Source organism: Streptomyces sp. NPDC093097 (assembly GCF_044754325.1).
GTDB lineage: Bacteria > Actinomycetota > Actinomycetes > Streptomycetales > Streptomycetaceae > Streptomyces.
Genome location: NZ_JBIVOW010000014.1, coordinates 1 through 17495, shown reverse-complemented (window position 1 = coordinate 17495; position 17495 = coordinate 1). Strand labels below are relative to the sequence as shown.

Here is a 17495-nt window from a genome sequence, read left to right as displayed (position 1 = left end):
CTACGGTGACGCCATGACCGCTCAGGAGGGCGGGCCGGGGCCGGAACGGCATCCGGCCCGGTGGTTCGACGACGACGCGGGCCCCGTCGTCCGCCCGTACGCGATGACGCGCGGGCGCACCCGCACCGACGCGGAGGATCGGCTGGATCTGATCGCGTTGGTCATCGCCGAAAGCCGCACCGGGGAGCCGATCGACGACCAGACGCTGTCCCCGGAGCATGTGGACATGGTCGAACTGTGCCGGGAGGCACCGCAGTCGGTCGCCGAGCTGGCGGCCGAGTTCGACCTGCCGGTCGGAGTGGTGCGGGTCCTCATCGGTGATCTGCTGGACGCCGGGCTGGTCCACGTCACCCGCCCGGTGCCGCCGGCCGAACTGCCCGACGCGAAGGTACTGCGCGAGGTCATCGACGGCCTGCGCGCACTGTGATTCCCGGCCGCACGCCGCGAACCGCCGCTGCCCGCCCCGACCGGGGGCGGGCGGCGCCGCGCCGCCCTGCCGTGCGCGCCCGCCCCACCGCCCCACGATTGCCGTCGATCACGCACCACCCCGCACCGGCCGTCCCACCGCCCCGTGCCGCGGCCGGCACCCGACCCGAGGAGCCGCCGCCATGACCGATGCCGCCCCCTTCGAACGCCGGCGGATCACCGTGGGACCGCACACCTTCGACGCCCTGGCCTGCGGTCCGGCCGACGGCGAGGTCGTCCTGCTGCTGCACGGCTGGCCGGAGTTCGCCGACTCCTGGAGCGCTGTGCTGCCCGCCCTGGGCGCCGCCGGCTACCGCGCCGTCGCCGTCGACCAGCGCGGCTACTCCCCAGGCGCCCGCCCGCCGCGGATCGCCGACTACGCCGTCCCCGAACTCGTCGCCGACGCCCTCGGGTTCGCCGACGCCCAGGGCGCCGACCGCTTCCACCTCGTCTCCCACGACTGGGGCGGCATGGTCGCCTGGTCCCTGGCCGGCGCCCACCCCGAGCGGCTGGCGTCGCTGACCGTGCTCGCCACCCCGCACCCCGAGGCCCTCAACCGCGCCGCCGCCGACGACCCCGAGCAGCACCACCGGCTGGACTACGTGCGCTTCTTCCGCCGGGAGGGCGGCGCGGCCGAATCCTCCCTGCTGGCCGACGGCGCGGCCCGGCTGCGCGCCGTCTACGGCGGCAAGGTCCCCGCCGACCTGGTCGAGGCCAACGTCCGGCGGCTGGCCGAACCCGGCGCGCTGACCGCGACCCTGAACTGGTACCGCGCCCCGCGGGCCGTGGTCTCCGCGCCCGCCGGACGGATCGCCGTGCCCACCCTCTTCCTCTGGGGCAGCCAGGACATCGCCCTGGGGCGCCGCGCGGCCGAGTCGACGGGGGAGTGGGTGGACGGCGCCTACGACTTCCAGCCATTGGAGGGCGCCAGCCACTGGCTGCCCGAAGAGGTCCCCGAACTGGTCACCCCGAAGATCCTCGACCACCTCGCCGCCCACCGGCAGCGCTGAACCCTCGTCCGTACGCCCCTATTTGGGCCGGTTGACGGCCTTGGCCCGGCGGTCGACCGCACCTCAAGTGGGCCGCGTACGGCGCACGTTGTACGGTGCACTGGCGGCCGCCACGGAACGGCCGCCCGCGCCCGGGACGCCTCACGCTGCCCGGAGCGCCAGCGATCCCCCGCAGAGCAGGAGAAGGAAACCCATGGTCTTCGGGCGTACTGAGCACCCTCGCCGGTCAGCCCCGGCCGAGCCGGTGACGCTCAAGATCCTCGTCGCCGGCGGCTTCGGCGTCGGCAAGACCACCCTGGTGGGCGCGGTCAGCGAGATCCGGCCGCTGCGGACCGAGGAGCACCTCACCGAGGCCGGCCGGCCGGTCGACGACCTGCACGGCATCGAGGCCAAGTCCACCACCACGGTCGCGATGGACTTCGGCCGGATCACCGTCCACGACGAGCTGGTCCTCTACCTTTTCGGCACGCCCGGCCAGGACCGCTTCTGGTTCCTGTGGGACGAGTTGGCCCGCGGCGCGCTCGGCGCGGTGGTGCTCGCCGACACCCGCCGGCTGGCGGACAGCTTCGCCGCCGTCGACTACTTCGAGCGCCGCGGCCTGCCCTTCGTCGTCGCGGTGAACTGCTTCGACGGCGCGGACCACTACCCCGCCGAGACCGTCAAGGACGCCCTGGACCTCGATCCCACCGTGCCGGTGCTGCTGTGCGACGCCCGGCTCCGGGAGTCCTCGCGGGAGGTGCTGGTCGCCGTCGTCGAGCACGCGATGCAGCGCGACGCCCGGCTGCGGGAGCCCGCGCTGCCCTGACCGGCGCCGCCCGGCCCGGCCCACCCGGACCCGCGCATTCCTGACGGGGCGCGGAAGTACGGCCCGTACCCCGCCGTCCGGGGCACGGGCCGTACGCCTTGCCGACCCGCCGGCGCGGGGACGCGACACCGCCCTCCCGCGCCGGCCGACCGAAGCTCCGTGTGCCGCCCGGCCGTTGTGGCTGCCGGGTCATTGTCGGTCATCCCGCCCGAGGGCGCAGCGGGTTCCGGTCGGTTTCCGGACTGTTCCGGTCGGCTCGGGGAGCCGCCGTCGGCGGTCCGGCGGGCGGCGGGCGCAGATCAGCCGCGGGCCCGCGCGCCCTCCTGCCCCGTGCCCGCACCGCTTCCCGAGCGCCCCGCGGCGTCCGTCGGCCCCGGCACCCGTGCGCGCGCCCCGCGCCGCACCTCGGTGCGCTCCGCCCCCGGCCGCCCCACCACCCAGCTCGCCCCCGGCAGTTCCTTGGCGGCCTTCTTCAACGGCGCCAGCGCGGCCGCCGCCGCACCGTGGCCGGTGACGCTGCCCGGCGGGCAGACCACCGTCGCCAGCGACAGCGTCACCGGCATCTCACCCGCCGCCCAGCCCACGTCCAACAGCGCCTTCGCGAACGGCTCCAGCCCGTCCGGCTCGGCCAGCACCAGGAAGTCGTCGCCGCCGATGTGCCCCACCCGGCTGGCCGGCTCGTCCGCCGCGACCGCCGCCAGCGCCCGGCCCACCGCCCGGATCAGCTCATCCCCGGCCGCGAACCCGGCACCGTCGTTGACCTGCTTGAAACCGTCCACGTCCAGCCAACTCAGGGCGAACTCCCGGCCCTCGGCGATCCGCCGGTCCACCTCGCCGTTGACCGCGTCCGAACCGGGCAGCCGGGTCAGCGGGTTGAGCCGGGCCGCCTCCTCCACCCGGCTCTCGGCCAGCACCCGCACGATGTCGGCCAGGTGCACCACCCCGATGCAGCGGCCGCGTTCGTCCACCACCGCCACATCGTCCCCGGCCCGCGCCCGCTCCCCGTCGGCGATCATGTCCAGCACCTGCCAGGCGGTGGCGTCCGCCCCCACCGTCCGCGGCGGGTCCGCCAGCCGCAGCGCCGGCCGGTCCGCGTACAGCGCGTGCCCGTAGCGCCCGGACAGCGACAGCAGGAAGCGGCCTCGGCGTCCAGATCGGGGCAGCGGCGCACGCAGGTCAGTACGTCGATCTCGCCGTCCTCGGGTCTGGCGAGCGGCTCCAGCGCGGCGACCGAACCGGTCGCGAGGTTCACCACGGGCTGGAAAGCGAAGCGGAGCTGGTCCGTCCAGGCAGGCACGAGCAGCAGGATGCCGCCACGGGGGCGCCGGCGGCACCCCGTTCACGCACTGTTCACACACCCTTCCGGGGCGTGCGCAAGCGGTGCCGTCACGCGCGCCCGCCGGTCCCCTGCCGGCCGGCCGTCAGGGCGCGGCGCGTTCTCCCGCCGGGCCTCCGAGGCCGGTACAGTCACCGGCGCGATCACGCCGCTCACGAGGGGGCCCGCCCGTGACCGAAGCCATCCGCGCCCACGACCACCCCACCCGCCCCGGCGGCGCCGCCCGCGCCCCCGCCGTCCGGATCACCGCCCTCACCAAGGACTACACCGGCCGGAAGAGCGGCACCGTCCGCGCCCTGGACGCCGCCGAACTCGCCATCGCGGAGGGCGAGTTCTGCACCCTCCTCGGCCCCTCGGGGTCCGGCAAGACCACCCTGCTGCGTCTGATCGCCGGCTTCGAGCACCCCACCGCCGGCCGGATCGACCTCGCCGGCCGGGACGTCACCGCCCTCCCGCCGCACCGCCGCGACGTCCACACCGTCTTCCAGGACTACGCCCTCTTCCCGCATCTGACGGTCGAGCAGAACGTCGCCTACGCCCTCACCGTCCGCGGCGTACGCAAGGCCGAACGGCTCGCCCGCGCCCGCGAGGCCCTGGTGACCGTCCGGCTCGACGAGCACGCCCGGCGCCGCCCCGCCCAGCTCTCCGGCGGCCAGCGCCAGCGCGTCGCGCTCGCCCGCGCCCTGATCGACCGCCCCGCCCTGCTGCTCCTCGACGAACCCCTGGCCGCCCTCGACCGCCGCCTCCGCCACGAGCTGCAAGGCGAACTGAGCCGCGTCCAGCGGGAAACCGGCGTCACCTTCCTCCTCGTCACCCACGACCAGGAAGAGGCCCTCACCCTCAGCGACCGGCTCGCCGTCCTCGACCACGGCCGGCTCGTCCAGACCGGCCCGCCCAAGGAGCTCTACGAGCACCCCGCCACCGCCTTCGTCGCCGCCTTCCTCGGCACCACCAACCTGCTCGGCGGCGACACCGCGGTACGCCTCACGGGCCGCCCCGGCACCTACAGCCTCCGCCCCGAACGCCTCCGGATCGCCGCCCCCGGCACCCCGGACGCCACCCCGCGACCGGGGGAGCGCACCGTCCCCGGCCGGATCACCGGCATCGCCCACGCCGGCGCCCACACCCGCCTCACCGTCCGCCCCGATCCCGACGGCACCGAACTCACCGTGCTGCGCCTGAACACCACCGCCCTCCCGGACACCGCCCGCCCCGGCGCCCTCGTCCACCTGCTGTGGCACACCGACGACGCCCGCCGCCTCCCGGACTGACACCACCCGGAAGAGGCCCTCTGGTGGCGGACGGTCGCCATCCGGATACTGACGGGAGGCGACGGCCGTATGCGACAGGGGAGTTCAGCATGCGCAACGCGAAGGTCTGGAAGGCCGCACTGGCGGCGGGCACCCTGCTGCTCGCCACCGCCTGCGGCGCAACGGGCGACGGCGGCGGGGGACCCACCGCACGGCGCACCCTCGGCAAGGGGGAGGGGCGGCTCGACCTCATCGCCTGGGCCGGCTATGCCGAGGACGGCTCCAACGACCCCGGGGTCGACTGGGTGCACCCCTTCGAGAAGAGCACCGGCTGCAAGGTCAACACCAAGATCGCCGGCACCTCCGACGAGATGGTCTCGCTGATGAGGACCGGCCAGTACGACACCGTCTCCGCCTCCGGCGACGCCACCCTCCGGCTGATCGCCGCCAAGGACGTCGCCCCCGTCAACACCGACCTCGTCCCCCACTACCGCGACGTCTTCAGCGGCCTGAAAATGCGCCCGTTCAACTCGAAGGACGGGCAGATGTACGGCATCCCGCACGGCCGCGGTGCCAACCTCCTGATGTACCGCACCGACCAGGTCAGCCCGGCCCCCGACTCCTGGAAGGCGGTCTTCGACGACGCCGCCCGCCACGCCGGCAAGGTCACCGCCTACGACTCGCCCATCTACATCGCCGACGCCGCCCTCTACCTCATGAAGAGCCGGCCGGACCTCGGCATCAAGGACCCCTACGCCCTGGACACCCGCCAACTAGGCGCCGCGGTGGCCCTGTTGAAGAAGCAGCGGCGCAGCATCGGCGAATACTGGAGCGACTACCAGAAGGAAGTCACCGCCTTCAAGAGCGGCGACAGCGTCGTCGGCACCGCCTGGCAGGTCATCGCCAACACCGCCGCCGCCGACAAGGCCCCCGTCAAGGCCGTCCTCCCCAAGGAAGGCGCCACCGGCTGGTCCGACACCTGGATGGTCTCCGCCAGGGCCGCGCACCCCAACTGCGCCTACAAATGGCTCGACTGGATCGTCTCACCGAAGGTGAACGCCCAGGTCGCCGAGTACTTCGGCGAGGCCCCCGCCAACGCCGAGGCGTGCCGCGAGACCATCGACCCGCACCACTGCGCAGTCTACCACGCCGACGACGAGAGCTACTACCGCCGCGTCCACTTCTGGACCACCCCCACCCGGCAGTGCCTCGACGGCCGCACCGACACCACCTGCACCGACTATGCGCAATGGACCCGCGCCTGGACGGAGATCAAGGGCTGACCCCGGGAACCGCGATGCCCGCCGCACGCCACCGGGGCCGGCTGGCCGCCCTGCTCGCCCCGCCCCTCCTCTGGCTGGTCCTGGCCTACCTCGGCTCCCTGGCCGTCCTCCTGCTCTCCGCCTTCTGGACCACCGACCCCTTCACCTCCGACGTCGTCCGCACCTGGACCCCCGACAACTTCCACGAGCTGCTCACCACGCCCGTCTACCGCACCGTCGCCGTCCGCACCCTCGGCATCGCCCTCGCCGTCACCCTCCTCGACGCCCTCCTCGCGCTCCCCATGGCCTTCTTCACCGCCCGGGTGGCGACCGGCCGGCTCCGCCGCGCCCTGCTCGTCGCCGTCCTCACCCCGCTGTGGGCCGGCTACCTCGTCAAGGCGTACGCCTGGCGCGTACTGCTCGGCGAACACGGCCTGGTGAACGCCGCCCTCGCCCCGTTCGGCCTGCGCGGCCCCGGCTACGGCACCACCGCGGTCGTCATCGTCCTGGCCTATCTGTGGCTGCCGTACATGGTCCTGCCGGTGCACGCCGCCCTGGAACGGCTCCCCGCCCGGCAGTTGGAGGCCTCCGCCGACCTCGGCGCCGGGGCCCTGCGCACGCTCCGCTCGGTCGTCGCCCCCGCCGTCCGCCCGGCGCTGCTGGCCGGCTCGGTCTTCACCTTCTCGCTCAGCCTCGGCGACTACCTCACCGCCCAGATCGTCGGCGGCCGCACCCAACTGCTCGGCAACGTCATCGCCTCCCAGGTCACCCTCGACCTGCCGCTCGCCGCCGCGCTGTCCACCGTCCCCGTCGCCCTCGTCGTCTGCTACCTCGCCGCCGTCCGCCGGGCCGGCGCGCTCGACCAGCTCTGAGGCGTGGCTTCGCATCGGCGCCCGCCGTTTGAAGACACGCCCTGGCCCCCTCGCCGTGGAGGCGCCCGATGCACCTGTCGCGAACCGCCCGGGCGGTGCTCGGCGCCGTGACCGCCGCCGGCCTCGCCCTGATCTACCTCCCGCTGCTGCTGGTCCTGCTCAACTCGTTCAACGCCGACCGGTCGTTCGCCTGGCCGCCGCCCGCGCTCACCGGCCAGTGGTGGGAGCGCGCCCTGCACACCGCCGGCGCCCGTGACGCGCTGGCCACCTCGCTGCGGGCCGGCCTGGGCGCCACCGCCCTCGCCCTGGTCCTGGGCAGCCTGGCCGCCTTCGCCGTGCACCGGCACCGCTTCTTCGGCCGGCAGACCGTCTCGTTCCTGATCGTGCTGCCGATCGCGCTGCCCGGCATCGTCACCGGCATCGCCCTCAACGCCGCATTCCGCACCGTCCTCGCCCCTGTGGGCATCGGCTTCGGCCTGTTCACCGTCATCGTCGGCCATGCGACCTTCTGCGTCGTCATCGTCTTCAACAACGTCGCCGCCCGGCTCCGCCGGATCGCCCCCTCGCTCGCCGAAGCCTCCGCCGACCTCGGCGCCCGCCCGTGGCAGACGCTGCGCCACGTCACCCTCCCGGCGCTCGCCCCGGCCCTCTTCGCCGGCGCCCTGCTGGCCTTCGCGCTCTCCTTCGACGAGGTGGTGGTGACCACCTTCACCGCCGGCGCCGGCACCAAGACCCTGCCGATCTGGATCTACGAGAACCTCGCCCGCCCCAACCAGGCCCCCGTCGTGGACGTCGTCGCGGCGCTGCTGATCGTGCTGTCGGTGATCCCGGTGTACGCCGCCCAGCGGCTCTCCGCCGACCCGGCCGGCGGGCGCCTGTGAGAACGCCCGCCGCACCGCACCCGGAATCCGGCGCGGCGGCCGACTCCGTAGGAAAGGGCCCGAGAGCCGGCGCCGCGGCGGACTCCGCGCGCCCGGGAACCGGAGGTCAGCGGCGCAGCGAACTCCGCGCCACGGGGAAGTCGAAGGAGGTGTCGGGGAACGTCTCCGGCGTGAACGTGTAGTGCCACCACTCGTCCGCGTAGTTCACGAACCCGGCCTGCTCCAGCCCCGCCTTCAGCAGCAGCCGGTTGGCCCGCTGCTTCCCCTTGATCCGCGGATCGAGGGTGTGCGCGAGGGTGTCGAAGCAGTCGAAGCCGGTGCCCATGTCCAGCGAGTTGTCCGGGAAGCGGCTCGCCTTCGGGCCGAAGCACGAGGTCAGCGGCTCCCCGGGCACATACGGCCGGGTCGGCACCGCCGGCAGCCGCACCAGCGTCAGATCGACCGTACTGCCCCTGCTGTGCCCGGACTTCTCCGCTATGTACCCGTCCTCGAACAGCACCGACTTGTCCACCCGCGGATAGAACTCCGTCTTCATCCGCTGGTCGGACAGGTCCTTCGCCCAGTCCACGAAGTGGTTCACCGCCCGCTGCGGGCGGTAGCAGTCGTAGACCTTCAGGGAGTAGCCGCGCCGCAGGAAGGAGAGCTGCGCCCGGTGCAGCGCCCGCGCCGCGTCCCGGGTCAGGATGCACATCGGCTCGCGGTACCCCGTCGCCGGCACCCCCATGAAGTCGTGCGGAGTGGCGTAGCGGATCTCCTGGATGATCGTGGGGTCGACCTCGCGCAGCGCCACGAACTCCTTCGGCGCCTTGGGGTCGTCGGCCCTCGCGGCGCCCCCGGCGCCCCGCGGCGGCGGTACGGCTCCGGTGCCCGCCGTGGCGCTCGACGGGACGGCGATGACGGTGAACACGGCGGCGGCAGCGGCGGCCAGGCCGCGCCACCCGGCAGCAAGTCTCGGCATGGTCCACTCGTCTACCAGGCGCGGCGGGCACAAGGGAACCCCTCGGTCGCCCCGTGCACCTCCGCCCCGCAGACCTCTTCCCCAACAGGCCGCCCCCGCCGCCCCGTTACCCGTCCACCGCCCCACCCTCCGCCCCGTCCAGCCCCCGCACGCGCACCCGATACTCCATCGGACGCCCGTCCCGCCGCTCCACGACCACCCGGCCGCCCTCCCACCGCGAGGTGAAGCGCGCCACCTCCGGGCGCTGCCAGCCGTCCCCGCCGTCCGGCACCACCAGCCCCCCGCCCGTCCGCCCGGCCGCCGGCGCCCACGCCTCCAGCTCCGTCCCGCCGTCCGCCCCCGCCACCGGCAGCACCGAACCGGCCTTCGCCAGCACCGGAACACGGGACAGCGGCGCCTCCACCCACACCCGGCCCGGCCCCTCGTACGCCCGCCCCGTCGCGGTGTCGTACCACCGGCCGCGCGGCAGCCGCACGGCCCGCCGGACCGCCCCGGCCTCCAGCACCGGCGCCACCAACAGCGCGTCCCCCAGCAGGAACGCGTCCTCGACGTCCCGCAGCGCCCGGTCCCGCGGTGCGCTCCACCACATCGGACGCACATACGGCGCCCCCGAGAGCCGCGCCAGTTGCCCCAGCGTCACGAAGTACGGCAGCAGCCGGGCCCGCTCCCGCAGCGCCGCCCGCGCGTGCTCCAGCACCTCCGCCCCGAACTCCCACGGCTCCCGCCGCCCCGCCCACAGCGCCGAGTGCGTGCGGAACAGCGGCAGATACGCCCCCAGTTGGAACCACCGCAGATACAGCTCCGGCGACGGCTCGCCCGAGAAGCCGCCCACGTCCGGCCCGCTGTAGGGCACCCCGCACAGCCCCAGCCCCAACACCAGCGCCAATGACGCCCGCAGCCCCGGCCACCCGGTGGCCACGTCCCCCGACCAGGTGCCCCCGTACCGCTGGAGACCGGCCCAGCCCGACCGGGAGAACAGGAACGGCCGCTCCTCGGGCCGCAGTTCGCACAGCCCCTCGAAGGCCGCCTGCGCCATCGCCAGCCCGTAGACGTTGTGCGCCTCCCGGTGGTCGCCGCCCCGTCCCTCCAGGGCGTGCCGCGCCGACCGGGGCAGCGTCGCCTCCCCGAACGCCGCGAACGACACCGGCTCGTTCATGTCGTGCCACACCCCGGCGAACCCCTGCGCCAGCCGCTCCGCGTACAGCGCCCCCCACCACGCGCGCACCCGCGCGTCGGTGAAGTCCGGGTACACCGACTCACCCGCCCACGCCACCCCCCGCACCACCTCCCCCCGCGCGTCCCGTACGAAGGCGTCCGCCGCCACCCCGGCGTCGTACACCGCGTTCCCCGGCTCCGCCTTCACCGCCGGGTCCACGATCGACACCAGGCGCACCCCCTGGTCCCGCAACTCCCCGGCCAGCCCCGGCAGATCCGGATACCGCTCCCGGTCGACGGTGAACACCCGGTGCCCGTCGTAGTGGTCGATGTCCAGATGGACCGCCGACAGCGGCAACTCCCGCTCCCGGTAGCCGGCCACCACCCGCCGCACCTCCTCGGCCCCGCCGAACCCCCACCGGGCGTGCTGGTACCCCAGCGCCCAACGGGGCGGCAGCGCCGGCGCGCCCGTCAGCGCCGTCCACCCCAGCAGCACCCGGGCCGGCGTCCCCGCCAGCACCCAGTAGCACAGCGGCCCGCCGTCCATCCGCAGCTCGCAGGTGCCCGGGCGGTCGTGTCCCGATCCGGCGCCCTCCGCGCCCTCGTGCAGCGTCACCCGGCCGTCCCAGGAGTTGTCGTGGAACACCAGGTGCGTCCCCGCGTCCGCCACCACCAGCTGCACCGGCATCGTCAGATACAGCGGATCGTCCCCCGGCCCGAACGCGCCGCCCGGATCGGTGTTCCACAACCGGTGGACCCCGTCCCGCAGCCGCGGCCCGCCCGCCCGGCCGCCCAGCCCGAAGAACCGCGCGTCCGCCGCCACCTCCGACTGCTGCACCCACCGCGACGCCACCGCCACCGCGGCCCCCGCATCGTCCCCGGACCCCTCCGCACCCTCCGCCGCCACCCGGTCCCACCAGCGCGGCGGCAACTCCCTGCGCAGCATCGCCCCGCCGGGCGTGCGCACCTCCACCGCACCGAACCGCGACACCACCACCAGCACCCGCTCCGAGACGACCCGCCAGCCGCCCTCGGTGTCCGGCTCCAGCACCGCCCGCGGATCCACCTCCGGACACGCCCCGGCCAGCGCGTACGACGGCTCCGGCCCGGCCCCGTCCCAGCCGCAGAACACCGCGCCGCCCACCGCCACCCGCACCCGCAGCGACGACCGCGCGAAGTGGATCACCCCGCCGCCCGGCAGCGACTCCGCATCGCGCGCCGTACCCGGCACCCGGGCCCGCTCCGCGCCCCGCCGCGGGAGCGCCGAGGCGTCCGCTTTCCGCCGGCGCCACGCCGCGCGCACGGACCGCAGCCCCTGCGCCGCCCCCACTGCCCTGACCATCCGTACCGACCGCACCAGATCACGCCCGTTCATGCCGGTCAGCCTGCCACCGCCGACCCCGCGATCGGGAATCGTTCAACTGCCGTTCACCTGACCACGATCAACCGTCCACCTCCCCACCCGCCCCCTCCACACGACGGCGCCGGCCCCGCCCCATGGCGATCCACACCACTGTCCAATGTGGCGGTCCACCCTGGTGCCCGAGTCGATCACGTGGCATGGTCCAGGCAAGCCGGTCACGCGTACCACCGGGGACCCCCGCCACGGCGCGCGGCCGACGCCCACGACGCGTACCTGCCAGGAGAGGCATCATGACCACCGCACCGCACTCCGCCGCCCAGCCGGCACCGGAACCCCTCTGGCAGCCCGGCCCGGACCGGATCGCCGGCGCACAGGTCACCCGCTTCCACGCCTGGGCCGCCGCCCACCACGGCGCACCCGCCCCCGTCCCCGGCGACCCCGCGGCCGGCTACGCCGCCCTGCACCGCTGGTCCGTCGACCAGCTCCCGACCTTCTGGCAGGCCGTCGCCGCATGGTTCGACGTCCGCTTCGGCACCCCCTACGACACCGTCCTCGCCGACCGCACGATGCCCGGCGCCCGCTGGTTCCCCGGCGCCACCCTCAACTACGCCGAACACGCCCTGCGCGCCGCCGAGGACCCCGCCCGCGCCGACACCCCCGCCCTGCTCCACGTCGACGAGCGCCACGAGCCCGCCGCCGTCACCTGGGCCGAACTCCGCGCCCAGGTCGGCTCGCTGGCCGCCGCCCTCCGCCGCCTCGGCGTCCGCCCCGGCGACCGCGTCAGCGGCTACCTCCCCAACGTCCCCGAGGCCGTGATCGCCCTCCTCGCCACCGCCACGGTCGGCGCCGTGTGGACCTCCTGCGCCCCCGACTTCGGCGCCCGCAGCGTCCTGGACCGCTTCCAACAGGTCGAGCCCGTCGTCCTGTTCACCGTCGACGGCTACCGCTACGGCGGCAAGGAGCACGACCGCCGCGCCACCGTCGCCGAACTCCGCGCCGAACTCCCCACGTTGCGCGCCGTCGTCCACGTCCCGCTGCTCGGCACCCCCGCCCCCGAAGGCGCCCTCGACTGGGCCGACCTCACCTCGGACGCCACCGACCCGGTCTTCGAGCAGGTCCCCTTCGACCACCCGCTGTGGGTCCTGTACTCCTCCGGCACCACCGGTCTGCCCAAGGCCATCGTCCAGTCCCAGGGCGGCATCCTCCTCGAACACCTCAAGCAGACCGGCCTGCACTGCGACCTCGGCCCCGACGACCGCTTCTTCTGGTACACCTCCACCGGCTGGATGATGTGGAACTTCCTCGTCGGCGGCCTCCTCGCCGGATCCACGATCGTCCTCTACGACGGCAGTCCCGGCCACCCCGACGTGAGCGCCCAGTGGCAGGTCGCCGCCGCCACCGGCACCACCGTCTTCGGCACCTCCGCCGCCTACGTCATGGCCTGCCGGAAGGCCGGCCTGCACCCCGCCCGCGACCTCGACCTGTCCACCGTCGGCTGCGTGGCCACCACCGGCTCCCCGCTCCCGCCCGACGGCTTCCGCTGGCTGCACGACACCTTCGCGGAGAGCGGCGCCGACCTGTGGGTCGCCTCGGTCAGCGGCGGCACCGACGTGTGCAGCTGCTTCGCCGGCGCGGTGCCCACCCTCCCCGTCCACATCGGCGAACTCCAGGCCGCCTGCCTCGGCACCGACCTCCAGGCATGGGACCCCCAGGGCAAACCGGTCCTCGACGAGGTCGGCGAACTCGTCGTCACCGCCCCCATGCCGTCCATGCCCACCCGCTTTTGGAACGACCCCGACGGCACCCGCTACCACGACAGCTACTTCGATGTGTACCCCGGCGTCTGGCGGCACGGCGACTGGATCACCCTCACCTCCCGCGGCAGCGTCGTCATCCACGGCCGCTCCGACTCCACCCTCAACCGCCAGGGCGTGCGGATGGGCTCCGCCGACATCTACGAGGTCGTCGAACGCCTCCCGGAGATCCGCGAATCCCTCGTCATCGGACTCGAACTCCCCGACGGCGGCTACTGGATGCCGCTCTTCGTCCACCTCGCCCCCGGCGCCACTCTGGACGACGCCCTGCGCGACCGCATCAAGCGCACCATCCGCGAACAGCTCTCACCCCGCCACGTCCCCGACGAGATCATCGAGGCCCCCGGCGTCCCGCACACCCTCACCGGCAAGCGCATCGAGGTCCCGGTCAAGCGCCTCCTGGCGGGCACCCCCCTCGACAAGGCCGTCAACCCCGGCTCCGTCGACGATCTCAACATCCTCCGCTTCTACGAGCGGATCGCCGCCGACCGCGCCAAGTGACCGCGGCCCGGCGCCGGCGGCCCTCCGCCCCGGCGCCGGCCGCCGTTGTCAGACCCCCCGATTACTCTCGGTGACCAGTGGTGCCCGACGGCACCCACCGACCGCGCACGCGCGCCCCACCGGCGTGCAGCCACCGAGGGGGAACGATGACCGACCACCCGCTGCGCCGCGAAGTCCCCAGCACCGCCGCCGTCCTCGCCGACCCCGGCGCCTTCGCGGCCATGCGCCGCTACCGCACCTTCCCGTTCGACGACCACCGCGGCTACCTCCGGCAGATGGAGACCCTGCTGCGCACCCTCGCCGCCCAGGGCGTGCACACCACCCTCTGCCTCTTCGACCCGGCCGGCTATGCCCGCTACTGCACCGACCGCGGCCTCGCCCCCGACGACCCCGGCAGCCGCAGCCGCTACGCCGCCGCCGTCGCCTGCACCGGCGCCACCCTCGCCTACGACGGCACCCCGCTCGACCACCTCCTCCCCCTGCTCACCGAGGAGGCCGCCCGCCGGGCGTCCTGGGACCGCGCCACCGCCCTCCTGGCCCGCGCCGGCCGCTGCGCCGACTGCGGCCAGGACCTCGCCCACGCCGCGTTCACCCGCGCCACCACCGCCCTCCAGCACCTCCTGGCGGCCCTGGGGGAGGGCGCCCACCACCTCGTCTGCACCCTCCCCGACACCACCGGCACCCTCCGCGCCTACCTCCACCTCACCCCCGCACCGGACGGCCGCCCGCCCCAACTCCCCGAATCCGCAACGCTCGTGTTCTGCACGGTCCTCGCCGCCGCCCTGATCCGCCCCGCCACCGGCGCCCTCGTCTGCCGCACCACACCCACCGCCGACGACCCCACCGACCACCACCACGACCCCGGCCCCGCCACCGTCCGCGGCTGGCGCCTCCGGGACGCCTGGCCGGCCCCCATCACCGCCGCCGAGATCTTCGACGCCTACTGCACCGACCCCGAGACCGACGAACCGATCCCACCCGAGCCCCGCGTCGACTACGCCCCCGGCCTGCCTCTCCCGCCCCCGCCCGGCCCCCACTGCCACCCCTGACCCCGACCACCCCGATCGCCCGGAAGCCGCCGCAGACAGAACGGCCGCCCCGCCACACAGGCGGGACGGCCGTCCCGAGCACGTCACACGGCGCCGCGCGCCGCCCGGCTCACTCCCCGGAGAGCACCGCCTGCGCGGCCGCCCGGGCATCCGCCGCGGTGTCCGCGGCCCGCGCCGCGGCCGCCGCCCGCTCGCACTGCGCCAGCGTGTGCTTGGCCAGCGCCGCCCGCACATACGGAATCGACGCCGCGCCCATCGACAGGCTGGTGACCCCAAGACCCGTCAGCACGCACGCCAGCAGCGGATCGGAGGCCGCCTCACCGCACACGCCACAGCTCTTGCCCTCGGCCTTGGCGGCCTCGGCCGACGCCGCCACGAGGTCCAGCAGCGCCGGCTGCCACGGGTCCTGCAAGCGCGAGACCGCGCCCACCTGACGGTCCGCCGCGAAGGTGTACTGCGCCAGGTCGTTGGTGCCCAGCGACAGGAACTCCACCTCCTGCAGGATCGACCGGGCCCGCAGCGCCGCCGACGGAATCTCCACCATCGCGCCGAACTTCGCCTGCAGCCCGGCCTCCCGGCACGCGTCGGCGAACGCCTTCGCGTCGATCCGGTCCGCCACCATCGGCGCCATGACCTCGAGGTAGACCGGCAGCCCCTCGGCGGCCCTGGCCAGCGCCGACAGCTGCGTCCGCAGCACATCGGGGTGGTCCAGCAGCGTCCGCAGACCCCGCACGCCCAGCGCCGGGTTCGGCTCGTCCGCCGGCGTCAGGAAGTCCAGCGGCTTGTCCGCCCCGGCGTCCAGCACGCGCACCACCACGCGCCCCTCCGGGAAGGCCTCCAGCACCTTCCGGTACGCCTCGACCTGCTTCTCCTCCGACGGCGCCCGCGTGCTGTCGTCCAGAAACAGGAACTCCGTACGGAACAGCCCGACGCCCTCCGCCCCGGCCTCGACGGCCGCCGGCACGTCCGCCGGCCCGCCGACGTTGGCCAGCAGCGGCACCTTGTGCCCGTCCGACGTGGCACCCGGACCGGACGCGGCCGACAGCAGCGCCTTCCGCTCCTCGGCGGCCTTCGCCAGCTCCGCCCGCTTCTCACCACTGGGATCGACGAACACCTCACCGGTGCTGCCGTCCACCGCGATCACGGTGCCCTCGACGAGCTCACCCGCACCCGGCATCGCCACCACGGCCGGCACCCCCAGCGCCCGCGCGAGGATCGCGCTGTGGCTGGTCGGCCCGCCCTCCTCGGTGACGAACCCGAGCACCAGCGTCGGGTCCAGCAGCGCGGTGTCCGCCGGCGCCAGGTCCCGTGCGATCAGCACATACGGCTCGTCGCTGTCCGGCACGCCCGGCATCGGCACGCCCAGCAGCCGCGCGACGATGCGGTTCCGCACGTCATCGAGGTCGGCGACCCGCCCTGCCAGGTACTCGCCCGCCCCGGCCAGCAGCGCCCGGTACGCGGCGAACGCGTCGTACACCGCGCGCTCGGCCGTGCTGCCCACGGCGATCCGCCGATCGACATCGGCCATCAGCTCGGGGTCCTGGGCCATCATGGCCTGGGCCTCCAGCACGTGCTGGGCCTCCCCACCGGCCAGGTTGCCCCGCGCGATCAGGTCGGCGGCCACAGCCTCCACGCCCTGACGGGCGCGCCCCTGCTCGCGCTCCGCCTCCTCCGCCGGGATCTGCTTGGCCGGCGGCTCCAGCACCGCCGTCCCCATGTGCCGCACCTCACCGATGGCCACGCCGTGGCTCACGCCGACGCCCCGCAGCGTTGTCTCCATGTCACCCGTCTCCGGTAGTGCGGCGGACCCGGCCGCCGCGGTGGATGTCCTGCCTGCCGTCTGGAAACGGCGCCCGGCTGCTACTGCCAGGAGAAGAGCGCGTCGCCCGCCTTGATGTCGCCGTCCTCGCGCACCTCGCCGAGCGAGTCCGCGGTGGCCTCAAGAGCAACGACCGGACACACCGGCGACTTACCGGCCTCCTCGACCGCGGCCGGGTTCCAACGCACGACCGCCTGCCCGCGCGTCACGGTGTCGCCCTTGTTCACGAGCAGCTCGAAGCCCTCGCCGTTGAGCTGCACGGTGTCGATACCGAGGTGCGTCAGCACACCGTGCCCTTCCCCGTCCACGACGACGAACGCGTGCGGGTGCAGCGAGACGATCACGCCGTCCACGGGCGAAAACGCCTCCGACGGCTCACGAACGGGGTCGATGGCGGTACCGGGACCCACCATCGCACCGGAGAAGACAGGGTCCGGCACTGCCGCGAGCCCAATGGCGCGTCCTGCAAGAGGGGACGTCACGGTGGTCATGGGGACCTCCCAGGGGTGAAGATTCATCAGGTCGCCGCCACTGCCAGTCCCGGACGGCGCACCGTTGAGAAGCGTAAGTCATAAGAACTGACGGTTCCGCATGACAGAGGCCGGTTGATGCCCGCGGCGACGGCGCAATCGATTTGCCTCGCCCACACCATCCCTGTACTGTCTGGGATCTGCCCCGGACAGACAGGAAGCGCATCGCCGCGACCGACTGAGTGGGCAGCACTCCTCAGAGTCATGATCCAGATTCTCGAATCATGCGTTTCTGCATGCTTGCAGAAAAGCGGTGGTCCGAAAGCCGGAAAAGGCCTGATAGAGTGTGAAACACCGAAGGGAAGCGCCCGGAGGAAGCCCGAGAGGGTTGCCGAAGGAAGCGTCCGTTCCTTGAGAACTCAACAGCGTGCCAAAAGTCAACGCCAGATATGTTGATACCCCGTCTCCCGTCAGGGAGATGAGGT

General features: G+C 74.2%; 14 protein-coding genes and 1 pseudogene. 9 read left to right on the top strand and 6 right to left on the bottom strand.

All coding sequences use genetic code 11. The annotated features are described in order from the left end of the window. The first annotated feature begins 13 nt into the window (after nucleotides 1–13). The 3 genes from ACIQE0_RS23345 to ACIQE0_RS23335 all read left to right on the top strand — a co-directional run bounded on the left by ACIQE0_RS23345 (nucleotide 14) and on the right by ACIQE0_RS23335 (nucleotide 2280). Nucleotides 14–427, top strand: a complete 414-nt coding sequence (locus tag ACIQE0_RS23345; protein WP_366334520.1) for a DUF742 domain-containing protein — start codon at nucleotides 14–16, stop codon at nucleotides 425–427. Nucleotides 428–608: 181 nt separating this feature from the next. Continuing rightward, nucleotides 609–1475, top strand: coding sequence for an alpha/beta fold hydrolase (locus ACIQE0_RS23340; protein ID WP_402335368.1), 867 nt, complete (start codon nucleotides 609–611; stop codon nucleotides 1473–1475). A gap of 193 nt (nucleotides 1476–1668) precedes the next feature. After that, complete coding sequence (locus ACIQE0_RS23335) at nucleotides 1669–2280, top strand: ATP/GTP-binding protein (RefSeq protein WP_366334524.1); 612 nt, start codon at nucleotides 1669–1671, stop codon at nucleotides 2278–2280. 299 nt (nucleotides 2281–2579) lie between these two features. Here the strand turns inward: ACIQE0_RS23335 and ACIQE0_RS23330 are convergent. Continuing rightward, nucleotides 2580–3437 (bottom strand): annotated as a pseudogene (locus ACIQE0_RS23330) (diguanylate cyclase domain-containing protein); the annotation flags it as partial. A 349-nt stretch (nucleotides 3438–3786) separates the two neighbouring features. Here ACIQE0_RS23330 and ACIQE0_RS23325 point away from each other — a divergent pair. From ACIQE0_RS23325 to ACIQE0_RS23310, 4 genes are all read left to right on the top strand, one after another. After that, nucleotides 3787–4887, top strand: a complete 1101-nt coding sequence (locus ACIQE0_RS23325; RefSeq protein WP_402335365.1) for an ABC transporter ATP-binding protein — start codon at nucleotides 3787–3789, stop codon at nucleotides 4885–4887. Nucleotides 4888–4976: 89 nt separating this feature from the next. After that, nucleotides 4977–6149: an ABC transporter substrate-binding protein gene (locus ACIQE0_RS23320; RefSeq protein WP_366334530.1), complete on the top strand. Its 1173-nt coding sequence runs from the start codon at nucleotides 4977–4979 to the stop codon at nucleotides 6147–6149. 14 nt (nucleotides 6150–6163) lie between these two features. Further along, nucleotides 6164–7000 (top strand): ABC transporter permease, encoded by an 837-nt coding sequence (locus ACIQE0_RS23315; protein WP_402335361.1) that lies wholly within the window; start codon nucleotides 6164–6166, stop codon nucleotides 6998–7000. Between the two features lie 68 nt (nucleotides 7001–7068). Continuing rightward, a complete protein-coding gene (locus tag ACIQE0_RS23310; RefSeq protein ID WP_366334534.1) occupies nucleotides 7069–7881 on the top strand; it encodes an ABC transporter permease in 813 nt (270 codons plus the stop codon). A gap of 106 nt (nucleotides 7882–7987) precedes the next feature. On the opposite strand, the gene ACIQE0_RS23305 is transcribed toward ACIQE0_RS23310, so the two are convergent. Both ACIQE0_RS23305 and ACIQE0_RS23300 read right to left on the bottom strand, forming a co-directional pair. Then, a complete protein-coding gene (locus ACIQE0_RS23305; RefSeq protein WP_366334536.1) occupies nucleotides 7988–8839 on the bottom strand; it encodes a M15 family metallopeptidase in 852 nt (283 codons plus the stop codon). A 106-nt stretch (nucleotides 8840–8945) separates the two neighbouring features. Continuing rightward, entirely contained in the window at nucleotides 8946–11369 is a 2424-nt protein-coding gene (locus tag ACIQE0_RS23300) for a TIM-barrel domain-containing protein (RefSeq protein WP_402335358.1), read from the bottom strand. A gap of 278 nt (nucleotides 11370–11647) precedes the next feature. Between ACIQE0_RS23300 and ACIQE0_RS23295 the strand changes: the two genes are divergently transcribed. Next, on the top strand, nucleotides 11648–13672 hold the full coding sequence (locus ACIQE0_RS23295) for an acetoacetate--CoA ligase (RefSeq protein WP_402335355.1): 2025 nt from the start codon (nucleotides 11648–11650) through the stop codon (nucleotides 13670–13672). Between the two features lie 146 nt (nucleotides 13673–13818). Next, nucleotides 13819–14721 carry a hypothetical protein gene (locus tag ACIQE0_RS23290; protein WP_402335352.1) on the top strand — a complete coding sequence of 301 codons (903 nt, stop codon included), beginning with the start codon at nucleotides 13819–13821 and terminating at the stop codon, nucleotides 14719–14721. Nucleotides 14722–14830: 109 nt separating this feature from the next. Here the strand turns inward: ACIQE0_RS23290 and ptsP are convergent, their stop codons facing one another. The 3 genes from ptsP to ACIQE0_RS23275 all read right to left on the bottom strand — a co-directional run. Then, a complete protein-coding gene (gene ptsP, locus ACIQE0_RS23285; protein ID WP_402335349.1) occupies nucleotides 14831–16501 on the bottom strand; it encodes a phosphoenolpyruvate--protein phosphotransferase in 1671 nt (556 codons plus the stop codon). A gap of 80 nt (nucleotides 16502–16581) precedes the next feature. Further along, a complete protein-coding gene (locus ACIQE0_RS23280) occupies nucleotides 16582–17031 on the bottom strand; it encodes a PTS glucose transporter subunit IIA (protein ID WP_366334546.1) in 450 nt (149 codons plus the stop codon). A gap of 261 nt (nucleotides 17032–17292) precedes the next feature. Further along, nucleotides 17293–17495: hypothetical protein (locus ACIQE0_RS23275; protein WP_402335345.1), on the bottom strand; the 203-nt coding region annotated here is incomplete at its 5' end.